We start from the raw sequence: 17,056 nt of genomic DNA, 5'->3' as shown, positions 1-17,056 counted from the left end.
AGCACATGAAGCAGGAGCACCCTCACGGAAATAGCGACGGACAGTCTTGACGCTGCCGGAAATGGCAGACGCGCAACAACGGAGGACCACATGCTGCGCCGACTACCCACAAAGACCCTTTCCCTCAACCCTCAACTCGCTGCCGGCCGGGTACATTGTGCCGAGCACGGAGATGCTCTGTGCAACGCTGCCGCGCTGATCGACGGCGATGCCGGAAAGGCTCGGTTGCTGCGGCTCATGTCAGATCTGCCAGAGGTATCTCGTCTCGATCGGACGAGCCGTCTCCGGCTGGTCGCCCTCCACAGGCTGCTTTCACTCGATCCGATCATCGACGCGCTCGAACCCGACCTCTCGTCCTGGGTTCTCGTCGTCTCGGCCAGTCCGGAGATGGAGGAGCTCTGTCTTATCACTGACCGGCTCTACGATCTTCTCGTCGAGATCGGCGAACTGGACGATGCCCGGGATGCCCGAGCACTCGCCCTCCAGGTCAACGATGCAGCCTAAAACAGCAGATCGACCGGACACGGCCGACCGCTCGCCACATCCCAGCAACGAGACGAGGACACAGCCATGAAATACTTCGACCGAATGACAGACAAGGAACTCTGCACGCGCATTCTGCGAGGGCTCGACGTCCTGCACGAGCAGGTCCAGCGCAATGATGCGGAGTTGGCCGCGACCGACCTCAATACGATTCTGCAAGCTCTATCCGTCTTGCGCCGGCACGGACCGCTGTCCGAGGCCGCGGCCGCGGCCAAGGAAATAGGATGCATCGAAGACCTTCTCGACCAGGCCATCGCTCACCAAACCCTTGGCCTCCGAAACGTCTTCGACGGCACCGACGACCCCGAACTCGGAGCCGTCGGTCGTGTCTCCGCTGTCCCTATTCTTTCTGAAACGGGCGCTGCTCGCGACAGGCTGCGGCGGGGCTTCCGGCAGATCCTCGCGATGCGAGACCTACTGGCAGCCAGGATCGATGCCGCCCTCATGATGAACAGCACAAAGGCCGCGTGAGGCGACCAGACCGACTGATGTGAGGGCGCGCCGCCGCTCATACAAAACTCGAAGGCCGCGAGGATGCTCGCGGCCTTCTTGCTTTCGGCGGATGCAAACTGGCACGTAAAAAAATGCTTTCCGATCGGAGCACGGCCCCGACGCCGGATCGCATACCAGAAAACCACAAAAACTTCGGATATCGTTTTGCGTCGAGTTCTTTGCGGACCCATGTTCCAGTCAGTGGCGTTCCGGCTCGAGAATTGCTTCGGCGCCTCCACAATAACGGCTTTTGGAGAGGTCTTCCCCAATAGCCGTCGATAACTTGTGAAATGGCCGTTTTCCCCGGAAAATGGCCAAATTTAGCTTGTCATCACAGTCGTCACAACAAGCCCCTGTTTGACCCTAACCACACTTGGAGTGGCCGCACGACGAGCACGTCATGCAGCCTTCGACCATCATCATCGAGAACTGGCCGCAGGAGGGGCAGGCTTTGCCGCGGGGGGCGTCGAGGCCGACAACCTTCGCGGTGGGGTCGGATTTCAGGCCCTTGCCCTCGCCTTCCAGGAAGCCGATGGCGATCATGTGGCGTTCGATCACGCCGCCGATGGCCGCGAGGATGGACGGGATGTACTTGCCCTGCACCCAGGCGCCGCCGCGCGGATCGAAGACGGCCTTCAGTTCCTCGACCACGAAGGACACGTCCCCGCCGCGCCGGAACACCGCCGAGATCATCCGGGTCAGCGCCACGGTCCAGGCGAAGTGTTCCATGTTCTTGGAGTTGATGAAGACCTCGAAGGGCCGGCGCCGCCCGCCCACGATGATGTCGTTGATCGTCAGGTAAATGGCGTGTTCGCTGTCGGGCCATTTCAGCTTGTAGGTGTTACCCTCCAGGTGCTCGGGCCGGTCGAAGGGTTCGGACATGTAGATGACGTCGCCGTGCGGGGTCTGCGGTTCGGCGTCGGAGTTGGCAACGACCTCGGGGGCCTTCTTTTCTTCCGACACGCTCAGCACGGACCCTGTCACGTCGTTCGGGCGATAAGTGGTGCAGCCTTTGCAGCCGGTCTCGTAGGCCGCCATGTAGACTTCCTTGAAGTCCTCGAAAGAGATGTCTTCCGGGCAGTTGATGGTCTTCGAGATCGAGCTGTCCACCCACTTCTGCGCCGCGGCCTGCATGCGGACGTGTTCAAGCGGGGCGAGCGTCTGGGCGTTCACGAAATAGTCGGGCAGTTCGGCGTCCTCGCCGTGCACCGCGCGGTACATCTGCACGGCGTAATCGACGACCTCCTCCTCGGTCCTTGTGCCGTCCTTCTGCAGCACCTTGCGGGTGTAGGCGTAGGCAAAGACCGGCTCGATCCCCGACGACACGTTCCCGGCGTAAAGCGAGATCGTCCCGGTGGGCGCGATGGAGGTCACCAGCGCGTTGCGGATGCCGTGTTCCCGCACCGCCGAACGGACGTCCTCGTCCATCGCCATCATGTTGCCGGAGGCGAGGTACTTCTCTGCGTCGAACAACGGGAAGGCGCCCTTCTCCTTCGCCAGATCGACGGAGGCGAGGTAGGCGGCGCGGGCGATCCGTTTCAGCCAGCCCTCCGCCTGGACGGCGGCCTCTTCGGACCCGTAGCGCTGGCCCATCATCAGGAGCGCGTCCGCCAGCCCCGTGACGCCAAGCCCGATGCGGCGCTTGGCCTGCGCTTCCGCCTCCTGCTGCGGCAGGGGGAAGCGCGAGGCGTCGACCACATTGTCCATCATCCGCACGGCGCAGGTCACCAGCTCGTCCAGCGCATCCTCGTCGAGACGGGCGGCGTCGGTGAAGGGCTCGGCCACCAGCCGGGCAAGGTTCACCGATCCCAGGAGGCAGGCACCGTAGGGAGGCAGGGGCTGCTCGCCGCAGGGGTTGGTGGCGGCGATCGTCTCCACGTAGTTCAGGTTGTTGGCCTTGTTGATCCGGTCGATGAAGATCACCCCCGGCTCGGCGTAATCGTAGGTCGCGCGCATGATGCGGTTCCACAGGTCGCGCGCCTGCACGGTGTGGTAGACCGTACCGTCGAACTGGAGATCCCAGGGGCCGTCGGCCTTCACCGCCTCCATGAAGGTGTCGGTGACCAGCACGGAGAGGTTGAACATCCGCAGCCGCGCGCTGTCGGACTTCGCGCCGATGAAGGCCTCGATGTCCGGGTGGTCGCAGCGCATGGTCGCCATCATCGCGCCCCGGCGGCTGCCTGCGGACATGATCGTGCGGCACATCGCATCCCAGACGTCCATGAACGACAGCGGGCCGGAGGCGTCGGCGGCCACGCCCGTGACCGGTGCGCCCTTGGGCCGGATGGTGGAGAAATCGTAACCGATGCCGCCGCCCTGCTGCATGGTCAGCGCGGCCTCCTTCAGCATGTCGAAGATGCCGCCCATGGTGTCGGGGATCGTGCCCATGACGAAGCAGTTGAACAGCGTGACCGAGCGCGCGGTGCCCGCCCCCGCGGTGATCCGGCCCGCGGGCAGGTACTTGAAGTCCTCCAGCGCGGCGTAGAACCGGTCTTCCCAGACGGCGGGCTCTGCCTCGACCTCGGCCAGCGCGCGGGCGATGCGCCGCCAGGTGTCTTCCACCGACAGGTCGATGGGCGTGCCATCCGCCTCCTTGAGGCGATACTTCATGTCCCAGATCTGTTCGGCGATGGGCGCGGCGAAACGAGTCATGGCGGGCGATTCTCCTTCGGCGAGGGAAGACAGGCAGAGAGGGCGCAGGTCACGCAACTTGTTGGAGTCGGGGATCAGGCGAACACCATATCGTGCGGAAAGGCGGTTGGCCAGCAAAGGTGTTCCGACGTCATCGGCCTTATCGCAGACTGACCGCGCAGGGATGCAAAGGTCAGCGGTCGCGCGGTTCCCAATCGGCGTCCGGCACCTGCCGCCGGGCAAGGCGCAGTGCCAGTCCCAGCGCAACGCCCGTGCCGATGGCCACCGTCAGGTCGGCCACGACCGTCAGCACGAAGGTCAGCACCAGCAACACCTGGTCGGACCGGCGCTCTTTCAGATAGCTGGCCCAGCGGTGCGGCTCGCTCATGTTCCACGCGGTCAGGATCAGCAGCCCGGCGAGCGCGGGCATCGCCATGTATCCGGCAAGCGGGGCGGCCACCAGCATCACCACGAGGATCGTCACCGCGTGCACCAGCCCGGCCACCGGCGTCCGCCCACCGGCCCGCACGTTGGTGGCGGTCCGCGCGATGGCGCCGGTTGCCGGCAGCCCCCCGAAAAGGGCCGATCCGACGTTCGCCGCCCCCTGCGCCAGCAGTTCGGCGTTGGGGCGATGGTGGCCGCCGCTCATCCGGTCTGCGACCATGGCCGACAGGAGCGACTCGACCCCGGCGAGGAAAGCGATGATCAGCGCGGAGGGCAGCAGTTCCGCCAGCCGCGCCAGCGTGACCTCTGGCACGGCGGGCAACGGCAGGCTGCGCGGCAGGTCGCCGAACCGGCTGCGGATAGTGTCCACCGGCAGGTCCGCCACCGCCACCACGGCCGAGACCAGCGCCACGGCGACGATCAGGCCCGGCAACTTGGGGAACGCCCGGCGCAGCGCCACGATCAGCACCATCGCGGCCAGCCCGGCCCCCAGTGCCGCGCCGCTGACCGCGTCCCGCGCCTGCCATAGCGCGCCCAGCTTGGCGAAGAACTCGGCTGGCACATCCGCGTCGAGGCCCAGCAGGTCCTTCAGCTGGCTCGTGGCAATGATCACCGCAATGCCGATGGTGAACCCGTTGATCACCGGCTCCGGCACCAGCCGGATCAGCCGCCCGGCCTTCAGCGCGCCCGCGATCAGCAGGATCAGCCCGCCCATCAGCGTGGCCAGCACCAGCCCGTCATAGCCATGTTCGGCGATCACACCGTAGACGACCACGATGAAGGCGCCGGTCGGCCCGCCGATCTGCACCCGGCTGCCGCCCAGCAGCGAGATCAGGAAACCGCCGACGATGGCCGTCACCAACCCCTTCTCCGGCCCTGCCCCGGACGCCACCGCAATGGCAAGGCTCAGCGGCAGGGCCACCATCGCCACCGTGATCCCCGCCAGCACATCGGCGCGCAGGGTCTCGCGGTCGTAGGTTTTCATCGTTGTCAGGATCTTCGGCGTCATCACGGCCTCCGCGCATACGCGGGATCAGTCATGCAACCGCTGGGCACGTCTTGCAAGGTGATCGCCCGGGCTTGCGTCCAGAAGGCAACACCCTATCTTGTAGCTCCCGACCGGGACACCCCAACCAACGCGCCGAGGACGTCACCATGCCTGCCACCGTCCACCTCCTGAAGCTTTCCGTCGGCACCGAGTCGGTCGAGGATCTCGCCGCCTGGCAGACCGCGCAGGCCCCGCGCTGGCCGGAAGGAATGCCGCGCCATGTCACCCGCATGTGGCCCCGGCGCGAGGCCGAGGTGCTGAACGGCGGATCGATCTTCTGGGTCATCAAGGGCCTGATACAGGCCCGGCAGAGAATAGCGCGGCTCGACCGGGTGACCGGACAGGACGGGATCGAACGCTGCGCCATCGTGCTGGAGCCCGGGCTGATCCGCGTGCAGACCACTCCCAAGCGTCCTTTCCAGGGCTGGCGCTACCTCGCCACCGGCGACGCCCCCGCCGACCTGCCCGCCTCGCGCGCGGCAGAGGACCCGCTGCCGCCCGAACTGGCCGGTGCACTTGCGGAAATCGGCGTGATCTGACCCGACGCCTAGCCGCGCAGCCAGTACCAGCCGTAAGCGACCTTCTCGCGCATCACCCCGCGCGCCCGGCCCAGGCTCCACGGCGCGGGCACCGGGCAGGACACCGCGGCCTCCAGCCCGTGCCGCCGTGCCACCAGCCGTGCCCGCGGCGCATGCGCCCGGTCGGTAACGATCACCACCCGGCGCGCCTCCATCCGTGCCAGCAGCGGCAGCGACAGGGCGATGTTTTCACGCGTGTTGCGCGCCGCCTCTTCCAGCACCAGCGCCGTTTCCGGCACGCCCGCCTCGGCACACAGCCGCGCGATCACTTCCGCCTCGCTCGGCCCGCCCCACAGCGCGCCACCCGTGGCCAGCAGGGCATCGACGGCACCGGAGCGGTACAGACCGGCGGCGTGGGCTGCCCGACGGCGCAGCGCGGGCGACGGCGCGCCGCCCTCCAGCACCTTGGCCCCCAGCACAAGTGCAACGCGTATCCGCACAGATCCCCCTCTGGCATTTGCCGTCCCATCCCTTACGTTGCTGGCAAGCGACAGGAGATCACAATGACCGATTATGTCCCCCCCAAGGTCTGGACCTGGGACCAGCCGTCCGGCGGCACCTGGGCCAACCTCAACCGTCCGATTGCAGGCGCCACGCATGACAAGGTCCTGCCGGTGGGCGATCATCCCTACCAACTCTACTCCATGGGCACGCCCAATGGCCAGAAGGTGACCATCCTCTTCGAAGAGCTCCTGGCCGCCGGCCACGCGGCGGAGTACGACGCCTGGCTGATCAGGATCGGCGACGGCGACCAGTTCGGATCGGGCTTCGTCGAGGCGAACCCCAACTCCAAGATCCCGGCGCTGATGGACCACACCGGCGACACACCGGTGCGGGTGTTCGAATCCGCCGCGATCCTGATGCACCTGGCCGAGAAATTCGACGCCTTCCTCGGGCCAAAGGACCAGCGGGCCGAGATGCTCTCGTGGCTGTTCTGGCAGATGGGCAGCGCGCCCTATCTCGGCGGCGGCTTCGGCCACTTCTATGCCTACGCGCCGGAGAAGTACGAATACCCGATCAACCGCTTCACGATGGAGGTGAAGCGCCAGCTCGACGTGCTGGACCGCCACCTCGCCTCCAGCCGTTACATGGTGGGCGACCACTACACCATCGCCGACATGGCCATCTGGCCGTGGTACGGGCGCACCGTGCACGGTCAGGCCTACGACGCGGGCGAATTCCTCGACGTGAAGAGCTACACCAACGTGCTCCGCTGGGCCGACGAACTGCAGGAGCGTGAGCCGGTGCAGCGTGGCCGCATCGTCAACCGCACCGGCGAAGGCTTCGTGGAGGAACGGCACAGTCCGGCGGACATCGACGCCGTTCTCAAAGGCTGACCGGCCTCCTGTAGGGCGGGGCTTTGCGCCGCCCTGCCCCGTCAGGTGCCGGGCGCTTTTATCCCTCGGCGCCCAGACGATCGCACAGCGCGCGGAGAGCGCTGCGTTGGCTATCGGACAGGTCGGCCAACCGCGACCGGTAAAGAGTCGCCTGCGACCGCAGCACCGGCTCATCGCCCAGGATCTTGAGCTGGTTGGCGCGCAACGTCTCGCCGGTGGAGGTGATGTCCGCCACCGCCTCAGCCGTCATGTTTTTCACCGTGCCCTCGGTCGCGCCCTGGCTGTCGACAAGCTGGTAATCCGCGACCCCGCCCATGTGCAGGTAACCACGGACCAGCCGGTGGTACTTTGTCGCGATCCGCATCCGGAAGCCGTGCCGCGCGCGGAAGGCCGCCGCCGCCCCATCGAGGTCGTCGAGCGTATCGACGTCGACCCAGGCCTGCGGCACCGCGACGATCAGGTCCGCATGACCGAACCCCAGCTCCGCCAGCGGCGCGACCTTCTGGTCCCATTGCACCAGCTTCTCCTGCACGAGGTCGGTGCCCGTCACGCCAAGGTGCACCCGCCCCGCCGCCAGCTCGCGGGGGATCTCTCCGGCCGACAGCAGCACCAGTTCGATGCCGTCGACCCCCTCGACCGCGCCGGAATACTCCCGTTCCGACCCGGTCCGCGACAGCATCACGCCGCGCGCACCGAACCAGTCGAAGGTCTTCTCCATCAGCCGCCCCTTGGAGGGCACGCCCAGCTTGATCGTCATTGACCCGCCTCCCGCATCCGCTCCAGGTCGACCAGCAGGCCGGTGCGGATCACACCGCCCACCGCCGGAATCTCGCGCCCCTGGCCAAGCTGCCGTGTGAGCGCGTCGTAACGCCCCCCGGTCGCCACCGCCGGCCAGTCCGGCCGCTGCGCGCAAAGGAACCCGAAGACGAAACCGTCGTAATACTCCATCGAGGTGCGGCCATAGCTCGCTTCGAAGGACAGGTGCGTCACGTCTACGCCGCGTGCCGCCATGGCGTCGCAGCGCGCGCCGAAGCGGTCGACCGCCGCACCGATGGCGGGCATGTCCACAGCGATGTCGCGCAGGTGCTCCAGCGCGTGCGGGCAGTCCTCGGACACCTTCAGCAGCGTCTCGATCAGGGCCACCTGCTCGTCCGCCAGCGGCGGCTCGGCGGCATCGGCGCGCAGCACCTCTATCCGTTCGCGGATCTCTTCTTCAGAACGCAGGCCGATCATCGGACCCGCCCCGGCCATCGGGTCGTCCGCTGCCAGAAGGGCCGTGCGCGACGCGGGCACCGGCACCCGGCCCGCGTAACGGTCCAGCAGCGCCCGGAAGCGACGTGGCCGCCAGATGTGCCGCATCAGGGCCACGCGGCGCTGTTCCGTGGTGTTCAGCCCCCAGACCGCCGCAGTCAGGATACCGATGTCGCCCACCACCGGGCGCAGCGCGTAGGGCGCCAGCGCCTCGGCGAAGGTGGCAAAGACTTCGGCATCCGCCGCCGCCGGGTCCGCCCGGTCGAAGACCTCGTAGCCCACCTGAAAATACTCCGGTGCGCGCTCCGGATGGTCCTCCTGCCGGCGAAAGACCTCGCCCGCGTAGGTGTAGCGCGCCGGCTCCGCCCCTTCGGCCATGTGCATCTGCACCACCGGCACGGTGAAGTCCGGGCGCAGCATGACCTCACCCCGGACCGGATCGACGGTCACGAAGGCGCGCGTGCGCACATCCTCGCCGTAGAGGTCGAGCAGCACCTCCGCCGGTTGCAGCACGGCGCAGTCGACCGGGACGGCGCCCGCCGCCTCGAACCGGTCGCGCAACGCGAATGCCTTCGCCCTGTTAGCCTGCAACGTCACGTCTGGCCCTCCAGGATCTCGCGCACCTTGGCCACCAGGTCGCCACGGGCCACCTCGTACTGCGAAGGCCGTTCCTTCCACTCCTCAAGGCTGGCATTCTCGGCGATCTTCGCGCCAAGGATCAGGTCCTTGATCTGCACCACGCCGCGCGCCTTCTCGTCACCGCCTTCGATGATCGCCACCGGAGAGTTGCGCTTGTCCGCGTACTTGAGCTGGTTGCCGAAGTTCTTCGGGTTGCCGAGGTAGACCTCCGCCCGGATCTTGCCCTTGCTGGGATCCTTCGGATCAATGTCGGCCTGCCGCAGCTCCGCCACCATCGCCTGGTAATCGGCCATGCGGTCACGGTCCATCACGGTGACGACAACCGGCCCGGTCTCCGACCCGACGATGCGACCCTTCTCGCGCAGCGCGGCCAAGAGCCGGTCCACCCCGATGGAGACACCTGTCGCCGGAACCACCTGCCCGGTGAACCGCTTCACGAGGTCGTCATAGCGGCCACCCCCGGCGACCGAGCCGAACTGCCGCTTGCGGCCCTTCTCGTCGAGGATTTCAAAGGTCAGCTCCGCCTCGAACACCGGCCCGGTGTAGTAGCCCAGACCCCGCACCACCGACGGGTCGATGACGATGCGGTCGGGACCGTAGCCTTGGGCGGCCAGCAGGTCGGCGATCTCCGCCAACTCATCCACGCCTTCCGCACCGACCGGGGCCTCGCCCACCGCGTTGCGCAGATTGGCGAGCGTCTCGTCGTTGGTCGCACCCTTGGAGGTCAGGAAAGCCAGCACCGGCTCCGCCTGCTCCGGCGCAAGGCCCACGCCATCGATATAGGCGCCGGAGGCATCCAGCCGCCCTTTGCCCAGCAGCTCGCGCACACCGGACTCGCCGACCTTGTCGAACTTGTCGATGGTCCGCAGGACGTTCGCTGCCTGCCCCTCTTCGGTGACGCCCATCGCCTGAAGCACACCGTTCAGAACCTTCCGGTTGTTCACCCGGATCAGGTAGTCGCCGCGCGGTATGCCCACCTCTTCCAGCGTATCCGCCAGCATCGCGCAGATCTCCGCGTCCGCCGCGACCGAAGGCGCGCCCACGGTGTCCGCGTCGCACTGGTAGAACTGGCGATAGCGCCCCGGCCCCGGCTTCTCGTTGCGCCAGACCGGCCCCATCGCGAACCGCCGGTAAGGCAGCGGCAGGTCGTTGCGATGCTCGGCATAGACCCGGGCCAGCGGCGCCGTCAGGTCGTAGCGCAGCGCCATCCAGGTGTCGTCCTCGTCCTGCCAGGCAAAGACCCCCTCGTTCGGGCGGTCCACATCGGGCAGGAACTTGCCAAGCGCCTCGACCGTCTCCACCGCCGAGGATTCCAGCGCCTCGAAGCCGTACCGATGGTACACCCCGGCGATCTTCGACAGCATCTCGGTGCGCTCGCGCACCTCGTGTCCGAAATAGTCGCGGAACCCCTTCGGCGTCTGCGCCTTGGGGCGGGGGGCTTTCTTCACTTTGGCCATGGCACCGGTCCCGGTTACACTGCTGCATTGTCGCGCACCCTCTATCGGGAAGGCGGCGCGTGGGCAAGCAAGGGTGCCCTTGCGGAGACGGGCGCATGCAAATATCCATGGGCTCTCTGCCAATTGAAGGAGGAACGAGACATGACGGATGACATGAGCCGCCTCGAAGAGCAGATGGCCCACCTTCTCAGGACGGTCGACGACCTGTCCGACGTGGTGGCCCGACAGGACCGTGAATTGCGCGACGTTTCGCGACGGGTGGAGATCCTGCTTCGCCGCGAGGCCCAGCGGGACACGGACACCTCCGGCAGCATTTTCCTCGGAGACGAAAAACCCCCGCATTACTAGACCGCGAAAGCCCCGCCTTTCGCGGTCGGTGGGCAGGCGAGGTTTCACCCGGAAGCCTCAGCGCCCACACCCATGCCATGGCAGGCACGCCGTTCCCGAAAGTCCCGCCTTTCGCGGCCAGTCGGCAGGCGAGGTTTCCCCCGAAAACCTCAGCGCCCACACCCGTGCCATGCCAGGCACGCCGTTGCCGAAAGCCCCGCCTGCCCAAACCCATGCCATGCCGGGCGCAACACGCGCGTGGCCTCAAGCTGAAATGTGAACCGCAACCGGCTGGCCTGTGCACCGGCCTTCCCGTCGCTGTGCACCGCGGCCCGCGATGTATCCGGCGCGAACCTGCAAGGCCCCGTAGCTCAGTTCTTCATGTCCATGGCAACCACTTCGCCGTCGTGCAGCAGGATGTTCTTCCAGCGAGTGTTGTCCTCGAACCGTTCGTAGACCGAGACGAAGACCGTGTCCTTCTCCAGCGCCCGCATCCGCGAGCCGCAGGGTTTGCCCTTGCCGACGCGGCAGACCTTGGACTTCACGCCCTCGTAGGCCTTGTCCGTCGCCAGCACCGGCAGGGACTCGCCCGCCGGGCCGTAGTGGATCTGCTCCCAGCTTTCCGGGGAGCCGAAGATCACCAGCGCGGCGGTGAACTGCCGCGCGCAGCCGTCCTTGAAACCGGTCATGTAGAAGGTGTGCGCGCCGGTCGAGCCGGGGGCGCTGTCGTGCAGCTCGTATCCGCGTCCACGTTCGGGCCAGGTCTGGGTGACCGGTCCCAGCTTTGCACCGGGCACGCCGCAGACCCGGGCGATCTGGCCGTAGGGCAAGGTGGTGCCAAATGCGATCTCGCGCGCGTCGGGCGCACCGGGACGCGGCGCGGCACGGCGGTTGACGCGCGGCGCGCCAGAGGTGGTGGCCGCAGCAAGCTGGACGTCGTTGCCGCCCCCGCCGCCAAGCCCGAAGAGACCCCTGCGCCGCGGCTGCTCCTCCGCCTCTACGACGACCACCTCCGCGTCGTCAGGGGAAGAGCCCACGTCGGCCAGATCGACGGTCACGGCCTCGTCGGTGACAGCACCGTCCTCGGCGGCCACCGCCGCCGTGGCCTGAGCGGCATCGCCCACCGGGGCCTGAGCGGCATCCGCCGCCGGGGTCCGCGCAGCGTCGGCCTTGCCCTTCAGGAAACCCAGAAGGCCGCGTTTCGGGGCGGTGTCGGACGCCGGAGCGGCGGGCAGCGTTTCGGTATCGGCACTGGTGGCCAGCACATCGGCCTGCCCCGCCTCGGCCTCCACCGGCACATCGGCCAGGCGCGGCACGTCCCGCAGGGGATCGCCGCAGCCCGAGGCCAGCAGGACCAGTGTCATTCCGATGATAACTTTGCGCATTTCGCCCCCGGCGGTTTCGCCTCTCGTACAACGGCGCCGCAGGAAAGGTCCACTGTTCCATGGGATAGACGGGCCGCCCGGCGGGAAACCGCCCCATTCCGTGGCGGTTTCCGGGACCGGCGCAGACCCCGTCAGGCAGGCACCATTCCCGGTGGAAAGAGGCGACTCAGAAGTCTTCGACCGCCAGAACGCCGTCGAGCGACTTCACCGCGCCCTTGATCTCCGGCGTGACGGGAAAGCGTTCGGACAGGTCCATCTCCACTTCGCCCGGCAGGCCCGGCGCCGCCAGCCGCAGGACGATCGGCGCACGCGGCGCCTTCGGCAACTGCTCGGCGGCACGGCCCAGCACGCTGGCGATCTGGGACAGCGCCATCTCCGTGTCGACGAAGATCCGCATGCCCGAAGGCCCGCCCTGCGCCGCCGCCGCATCCACCGGCATCACCGCGCGCCCCAGCAGCTTGAGCTGGTCGCTCTCCATCGTCGCTTCGACGGTGACGACGACCTTCGATCCGGTCTCCAGATGTTCGCGCGATTTCTCCAAGGTCTCGGAGAACAGCGTGACCTCGTAGGCGCCGGTGGGGTCCGACAACTGCGCAAAGGCGAAACGGTTGCCGCGCGCCGACTTCCGCTCCTGCCGTCCGGCGACGACACCCGCCAGCTTCGCCACGAGCGGACCGCGTTCGGCCTTGGCCATGACCTCGTCCAGCGTCACCACGTCCTGCCGTTTCAGCGCGGGCATGTAGTCGTCGAGCGGGTGACCGGACAGGTAGAAACCCACGGCCTTGAACTCTTCCGCCAGACGTTCGGCGGGCAGCCAGTCCGACACGGGCGACAGGCGCGGCTCCGGCAGGTCGTCGCCCGCCTCGCCGAACAGCGACACCTGCGCCGATCCCTTCTGTTCGTGGATCGCCGCCGAATAGGCCACCAGCGCGTCGAGCGAATCGAAGATGCGCCGCCGGTTCGGGTCGAGCACGTCGAAACAGCCCGCCCGCGCCATCATCTCCAGCGGCCGCTTGCCGATCTTCTTCAGGTCCACGCGGCGGGCAAAGTCGAACACGGTAGAAAACGCGCGCCCGTCGCGCCCCTCGACCACCAGCTTCATCGCCTCCAGTCCGACGTTCTTCAGCGCCCCCAGGGCATAGACAAGCTGGCCCTCCACCACGTCGAAGGTGGCGAGCGAGCGGTTCACGCAGGGCGGCACCCAAGGCAGCCCCAGCCCCTTGCGGACCTCCTCGAAATAGACGGCCAGCTTGTCGGTGAGGTGGATATCGCAGTTCATGACGCCTGCCATGAACTCCACCGGGTGGTTCGCCTTCAGCCATGCGGTCTGGTAGCTGACCACCGCGTAGGCCGCCGCGTGCGACTTGTTGAAGCCGTAGTTGGCGAATTTCTCCAGAAGGTCGAAGACCTCGGTGGCCTTCTTCTTCTCCACCCCGTTCTTCGCCGCGCCCTGTTCGAACTTCGGCCGTTCGGCGTCCATCGCCTCCTTGATCTTCTTGCCCATCGCGCGGCGCAGCAGGTCGGCGCCGCCAAGCGAGTAGCCCGCCATGACCTGTGCGATCTGCATCACCTGCTCCTGGTAGACGATGATGCCCTGCGTCTCCGCCAGGATGTGGTCGATGGACGGATGCACCGAGGTGATCTCGCGCAGGCCGTTCTTCACCTCGCAGTAAACCGGGATGTTCTCCATCGGGCCGGGACGGTAGAGCGCCACGAGCGCCACGATGTCCTCGATGCAGGTGGGCTTCATGCGCTTGAGCGCATCCATCATGCCCGAGCTTTCCACCTGGAACACCGCCACCGTCTTGGCCGAGGCGTAAAGCTTGTAGGTGACCTTGTCGTCCAGCGGGATCAGGTTGATCTGGTTCTCCGCGCCCTCGGGCGGCTCGTAAAGCTGCGTGCCGTCGGCGGCGACATGCAGCGGGCGCCCGGACTTGAAGATCAGGTCCATGGCGTTCTGGATCACCGTCAGCGTCTTCAGGCCGAGGAAATCGAACTTCACCAGACCGGCCTGCTCCACCCACTTCATGTTGAACTGCGTGGCCGGCATGTCAGAGCGCGGGTCGCGATACAGCGGCACCAGCTCGTCCGTGGGACGGTCGGCGATGACCACGCCCGCCGCGTGCGTGCCCGCCGAGCGCAGCAGCCCCTCCACCTGCATGCCGTACTTCAGCAGCCGGTCGACGACCTCCTCGTTCTTCGCTTCTTCGGCAAGCCGCGGCTCGTCGCGCAGCGCCTGTTCGATGCTGACCGGTTTGACGCCTTCCACCGGGATCATCTTCGACAGCCGGTCCACCTGCCCGTAAGGCATCTGCAACACGCGGCCCATGTCGCGCACCGCCGCCTTCGACAACAGAGCGCCGAAGGTGATGATCTGGCCCACGCGGTCGTGGCCATACTTGTCCTGCACGTAGCGGATCACCTCTTCGCGGCGGTCCATGCAGAAGTCGATGTCGAAGTCGGGCATCGACACGCGTTCCGGATTCAGGAAGCGTTCGAACAGCAACGAATAGCGCAGCGGGTCGAGGTCGGTGATGGTCAGCGCATAGGCCACCAGCGACCCCGCGCCCGACCCCCGCCCCGGGCCAACCGGGATGTCCTGGTCCTTCGCCCACTGGATGAAGTCCGCAACGATCAGGAAGTAGCCGGGGAAGCCCATCCCCTCGATGATCCCCAGCTCGAAATCCAGCCGCTTCTGGTAGTCCTCCACCGACACGGCGTGCGGGATCACGGCAAGCCGGGCCTGAAGCCCCTCGTTCGCCATGCGGCGCAGTTCCGTCACCTCGTCGTCGGCAAAGCGCGGCAGGATCGGGTCGCGGCGGTAGGCCATGAAGGCGCAGCGTTTCGCGATCTCGACGGTGTTCTCCAGCGCCTCCGGCAGATCCGCGAACAGCACCGCCATCTCCTGCGGGGTCTTCAGGTAGTGCTGCGGCGTCAGGCGGCGGCGCGGCTCCTGCTGATCGACATAGGCGCCTTCCGCGATACAGATCATCGCGTCATGCGCTTCGTACATGGAGGATTTGGGGAAATAGACGTCGTTCGTCGCCACCAGCGGCAGGCCCATCTCGTAGGCCATCTCGACAAAGCCGCGCTCCGTCAGGTGCTCCGCCTCGGGGGGCGTTCCGTCCTCGCCCGGATGGCGCTGCAACTCGACGTACAGCCGGTCCTCGAAGATCGCGTGCAACCGGGTCATCAGCGTCTGCGCGGCCGCGCGCGAATTGGTGCGCAGCAGCCGTCCCACCGGCCCGTCCGGTCCGCCCGACAGGCAGATCACGTCCTCCGAATGCGCCTCCAGCTCGTCCAGCGTGACATGCGCCAGCTCGTTGTCGCGGCGCAGATAGAGGCAGGAGTTGAGCTTCATCAGGTGCTCGTAGCCGCGCTCCGTCTGGGCCAGCAGAACCACCGGCGCCGGTGGCTTGATCCGCTCGCCCGGGGCCTGCTCGAAATAGCGCAGGTCGATCTGGCAGCCGATGATCGGCTGCACACCCGCACCGCTCGCGCCCACGGAAAATTCCAGCGCCGCGAACAGGTTGTTGGTGTCGGTGACCGCCACGGCGGGCATCCCCATGTCGGCACACAGCCCCGGCAGCTTCTTCAGCCGGAGCGCGCCTTCGAGCAGGGAATATTCGGTGTGGGTGCGGAGGTGGATGAATCGCGGATCTGACATGGCCGCAACCTACCGCGTTTCTCCGGCCGGCTGGAACACCTCCCGATGCGCAATCGGGCAGAATCGTGCATTGCGTGTACACGAAACAGTGTCCACACTTCCCCACGACATAGCACTGGACTACCATGCACAGTCGTGCCGTTTTAGTACCGCTGCCCGCAAATAACCAACAATGCGGCCCCACTCATGCCTTTATTGGGCGGCAGTTTGAGTTTCGTGTACATCGCCCGTAGGTCCCGTAAGCCCAGAAAGCCCAGCGTTTCTTAGCCATGAACGACGCCACCGAACTCTCCAGCGCAGCGCTTGCGCAACAAGAGGCCGAATTCGATCCCGCCCCCCCCGACACGTTGAAGGCGCGTTTGAAACGTCTGGCACTTGTCACGGCGGCGGCCATCGCGCCGGTGCGCACGGCGAACGTGCTGGCGGAACGGTATCTCAGTTCGAGCCACGGCTTCATCGACGAACTCGCCGAGAAGGGCCGCCACCGGTTCGAGATCCTGCCGGTGGGCGACGACATGGCGATCATGCGCCACAGCCACCACCCCGGCGCGCGCCGCGTGCTGGTGGTGCCGGGTCACGACGGCCATTACCGCCAGTTCACCCGCCTGCTGCGGGCGCTGGACAAGACCGGTCTTTCGGTCGACGTCACCGTGCTGCCCGGTCACATGCACAAGGCGCAGACCGTCTGTTCCATGCGCGACATCACCGAAGCGATCCACCGCTCCTGGGAGGCACACGGCCCCTACGACGGGATGGTCGCGCATTGCGTCAGTTCCAACGCCGCGCTGTTTGCGCTCGACGGCGGACTGCACTGCGACCGCGTCGTGCTGGTATCCACGCCGCTCGACCTCGTGCGGCTGGTGCGCAACGGCGGTGAGCAATATGGCCTGTCCGGGCGCTGCCTGGACCTCTTTGTCGACCGGGTCAGCGAACTTGGCGCGCCCTTCCACCTGTCGTTGCCCTGGCACCCCATCGCCGCCGAACGGACCGAGCACCTGCTGGCGGTCCACGCAAGGGACGACTGGGCCGCACCCGTGTGCGACGTGCAGAAGCTTGAGTCCCTGACACCGACCGCCACGGTCGCGGTCTTCCCGCATGGCGGCCACAACTCGATCCTGAGCGTGAAGACAGCGGTGTCCCGCATCGCGGATTTCCTCAAGGCCTGAGCCCCAGGGCGCGGCTGGCCCCTCGTCGGCCCCGATGCAGACGAACGTGGTCGCGGTCGCGCCGCCCTGCCATCCGCCAGCCATCCGCATG

The 17,056-nt window shown here is 66.9% G+C and carries 14 protein-coding genes; 6 read left to right on the top strand and 8 right to left on the bottom strand.

Going from position 1 to position 17,056, the window contains the following annotated elements; translation table 11 throughout:
* Positions 1-90: 90 nt before the first annotated feature.
* Positions 91-504 (top strand): hypothetical protein, encoded by a 414-nt coding sequence (locus tag ABFK29_RS05140; RefSeq protein WP_005855317.1) that lies wholly within the window; start codon positions 91-93, stop codon positions 502-504.
* 66 nt (positions 505-570) lie between these two features.
* Positions 571-1,014: a hypothetical protein gene (locus tag ABFK29_RS05135; RefSeq protein ID WP_040604051.1), complete on the top strand. Its 444-nt coding sequence runs from the start codon at positions 571-573 to the stop codon at positions 1,012-1,014.
* 384 nt (positions 1,015-1,398) lie between these two features.
* Here ABFK29_RS05135 and ABFK29_RS05130 read toward each other — a convergent pair whose 3' ends face one another.
* Entirely contained in the window at positions 1,399-3,687 is a 2,289-nt protein-coding gene (locus ABFK29_RS05130) for an adenosylcobalamin-dependent ribonucleoside-diphosphate reductase (protein ID WP_005855315.1), read from the bottom strand.
* A 172-nt stretch (positions 3,688-3,859) separates the two neighbouring features.
* A complete protein-coding gene (locus ABFK29_RS05125) occupies positions 3,860-5,119 on the bottom strand; it encodes a SulP family inorganic anion transporter (RefSeq protein WP_005855313.1) in 1,260 nt (419 codons plus the stop codon).
* A 146-nt stretch (positions 5,120-5,265) separates the two neighbouring features.
* On the opposite strand from ABFK29_RS05125, the gene ABFK29_RS05120 reads away from it, so the two are divergent.
* Complete coding sequence (locus ABFK29_RS05120) at positions 5,266-5,697, top strand: DUF1489 family protein (protein WP_005855311.1); 432 nt, start codon at positions 5,266-5,268, stop codon at positions 5,695-5,697.
* 8 nt (positions 5,698-5,705) lie between these two features.
* Here the strand turns inward: ABFK29_RS05120 and ABFK29_RS05115 are convergent, their stop codons facing one another.
* A complete protein-coding gene (locus tag ABFK29_RS05115) occupies positions 5,706-6,176 on the bottom strand; it encodes a YdcF family protein (RefSeq protein ID WP_005855309.1) in 471 nt (156 codons plus the stop codon).
* A gap of 63 nt (positions 6,177-6,239) precedes the next feature.
* Between ABFK29_RS05115 and yghU the strand changes: the two genes are divergently transcribed.
* Positions 6,240-7,073 carry a glutathione-dependent disulfide-bond oxidoreductase gene (gene yghU / locus ABFK29_RS05110; protein ID WP_005855308.1) on the top strand — a complete coding sequence of 278 codons (834 nt, stop codon included), beginning with the start codon at positions 6,240-6,242 and terminating at the stop codon, positions 7,071-7,073.
* A 58-nt stretch (positions 7,074-7,131) separates the two neighbouring features.
* On the opposite strand, the gene hisG is transcribed toward yghU, so the two are convergent.
* Genes hisG through hisS form a run of 3 tightly spaced genes read right to left on the bottom strand, consistent with a single transcriptional unit; the run spans position 7,132 to position 10,420 of the window.
* On the bottom strand, positions 7,132-7,830 hold the full coding sequence (hisG, locus tag ABFK29_RS05105) for an ATP phosphoribosyltransferase (RefSeq protein WP_005855307.1): 699 nt from the start codon (positions 7,828-7,830) through the stop codon (positions 7,132-7,134).
* On the bottom strand, positions 7,827-8,921 hold the full coding sequence (locus tag ABFK29_RS05100; RefSeq protein ID WP_083803393.1) for an ATP phosphoribosyltransferase regulatory subunit: 1,095 nt from the start codon (positions 8,919-8,921) through the stop codon (positions 7,827-7,829). Before ABFK29_RS05100 ends, hisG begins: the two co-directional genes overlap by 4 nt.
* Positions 8,918-10,420 carry a histidine--tRNA ligase gene (gene hisS / locus ABFK29_RS05095; protein WP_005855304.1) on the bottom strand — a complete coding sequence of 501 codons (1,503 nt, stop codon included), beginning with the start codon at positions 10,418-10,420 and terminating at the stop codon, positions 8,918-8,920. The genes ABFK29_RS05100 and hisS overlap by 4 nt, the downstream gene beginning before the upstream one ends.
* A 141-nt stretch (positions 10,421-10,561) precedes the next feature.
* Here hisS and ABFK29_RS05090 point away from each other — a divergent pair, with 141 nt between their 5' ends.
* Positions 10,562-10,768: a SlyX family protein gene (locus ABFK29_RS05090; RefSeq protein WP_232281495.1), complete on the top strand. Its 207-nt coding sequence runs from the start codon at positions 10,562-10,564 to the stop codon at positions 10,766-10,768.
* 350 nt (positions 10,769-11,118) lie between these two features.
* Here the strand turns inward: ABFK29_RS05090 and ABFK29_RS05085 are convergent, their stop codons facing one another.
* A complete protein-coding gene (locus ABFK29_RS05085; RefSeq protein ID WP_005855301.1) occupies positions 11,119-12,132 on the bottom strand; it encodes a hypothetical protein in 1,014 nt (337 codons plus the stop codon).
* A gap of 166 nt (positions 12,133-12,298) precedes the next feature.
* On the bottom strand, positions 12,299-15,799 hold the full coding sequence (gene dnaE / locus ABFK29_RS05080) for a DNA polymerase III subunit alpha (protein ID WP_005855299.1): 3,501 nt from the start codon (positions 15,797-15,799) through the stop codon (positions 12,299-12,301).
* A gap of 269 nt (positions 15,800-16,068) precedes the next feature.
* Between dnaE and ABFK29_RS05075 the strand changes: the two genes are divergently transcribed.
* Complete coding sequence (locus tag ABFK29_RS05075; protein ID WP_005855298.1) at positions 16,069-16,965, top strand: hypothetical protein; 897 nt, start codon at positions 16,069-16,071, stop codon at positions 16,963-16,965.
* The last annotated feature ends 91 nt before the right edge of the window (positions 16,966-17,056 follow it).

The sequence above is a fragment of the Sagittula stellata E-37 genome (assembly GCF_039724765.1).
In the GTDB taxonomy this organism is placed as follows: Bacteria; Pseudomonadota; Alphaproteobacteria; order Rhodobacterales; family Rhodobacteraceae; genus Sagittula; species Sagittula stellata.
Note: the sequence above shows the minus strand (reverse complement) of the source record. Positions and strands in the feature narration are given on the sequence as shown.

Bases quoted from the DNA above. Each gene is read 5' to 3' on its own strand.
- ABFK29_RS05140 (WP_005855317.1), top strand. From the start codon at position 91: ATGCTGCGCCGACTACCCACAAAGACCCTTTCCCTCAACCCTCAACTC.
- hisS (WP_005855304.1), bottom strand. From the start codon at position 10,420: ATGGCCAAAGTGAAGAAAGCCCCCCGCCCCAAGGCGCAGACGCCGAAG.
- ABFK29_RS05075 (WP_005855298.1), top strand. From the start codon at position 16,069: ATGAACGACGCCACCGAACTCTCCAGCGCAGCGCTTGCGCAACAAGAG.
- ABFK29_RS05120 (WP_005855311.1), top strand. From the start codon at position 5,266: ATGCCTGCCACCGTCCACCTCCTGAAGCTTTCCGTCGGCACCGAGTCG.
- ABFK29_RS05130 (WP_005855315.1), bottom strand. From the start codon at position 3,687: ATGACTCGTTTCGCCGCGCCCATCGCCGAACAGATCTGGGACATGAAG.
- hisG (WP_005855307.1), bottom strand. From the start codon at position 7,830: ATGACGATCAAGCTGGGCGTGCCCTCCAAGGGGCGGCTGATGGAGAAG.
- yghU (WP_005855308.1), top strand. From the start codon at position 6,240: ATGACCGATTATGTCCCCCCCAAGGTCTGGACCTGGGACCAGCCGTCC.
- ABFK29_RS05135 (WP_040604051.1), top strand. From the start codon at position 571: ATGAAATACTTCGACCGAATGACAGACAAGGAACTCTGCACGCGCATT.
- ABFK29_RS05085 (WP_005855301.1), bottom strand. From the start codon at position 12,132: ATGCGCAAAGTTATCATCGGAATGACACTGGTCCTGCTGGCCTCGGGC.
- ABFK29_RS05090 (WP_232281495.1), top strand. From the start codon at position 10,562: ATGACGGATGACATGAGCCGCCTCGAAGAGCAGATGGCCCACCTTCTC.
- dnaE (WP_005855299.1), bottom strand. From the start codon at position 15,799: ATGTCAGATCCGCGATTCATCCACCTCCGCACCCACACCGAATATTCC.
- ABFK29_RS05125 (WP_005855313.1), bottom strand. From the start codon at position 5,119: ATGACGCCGAAGATCCTGACAACGATGAAAACCTACGACCGCGAGACC.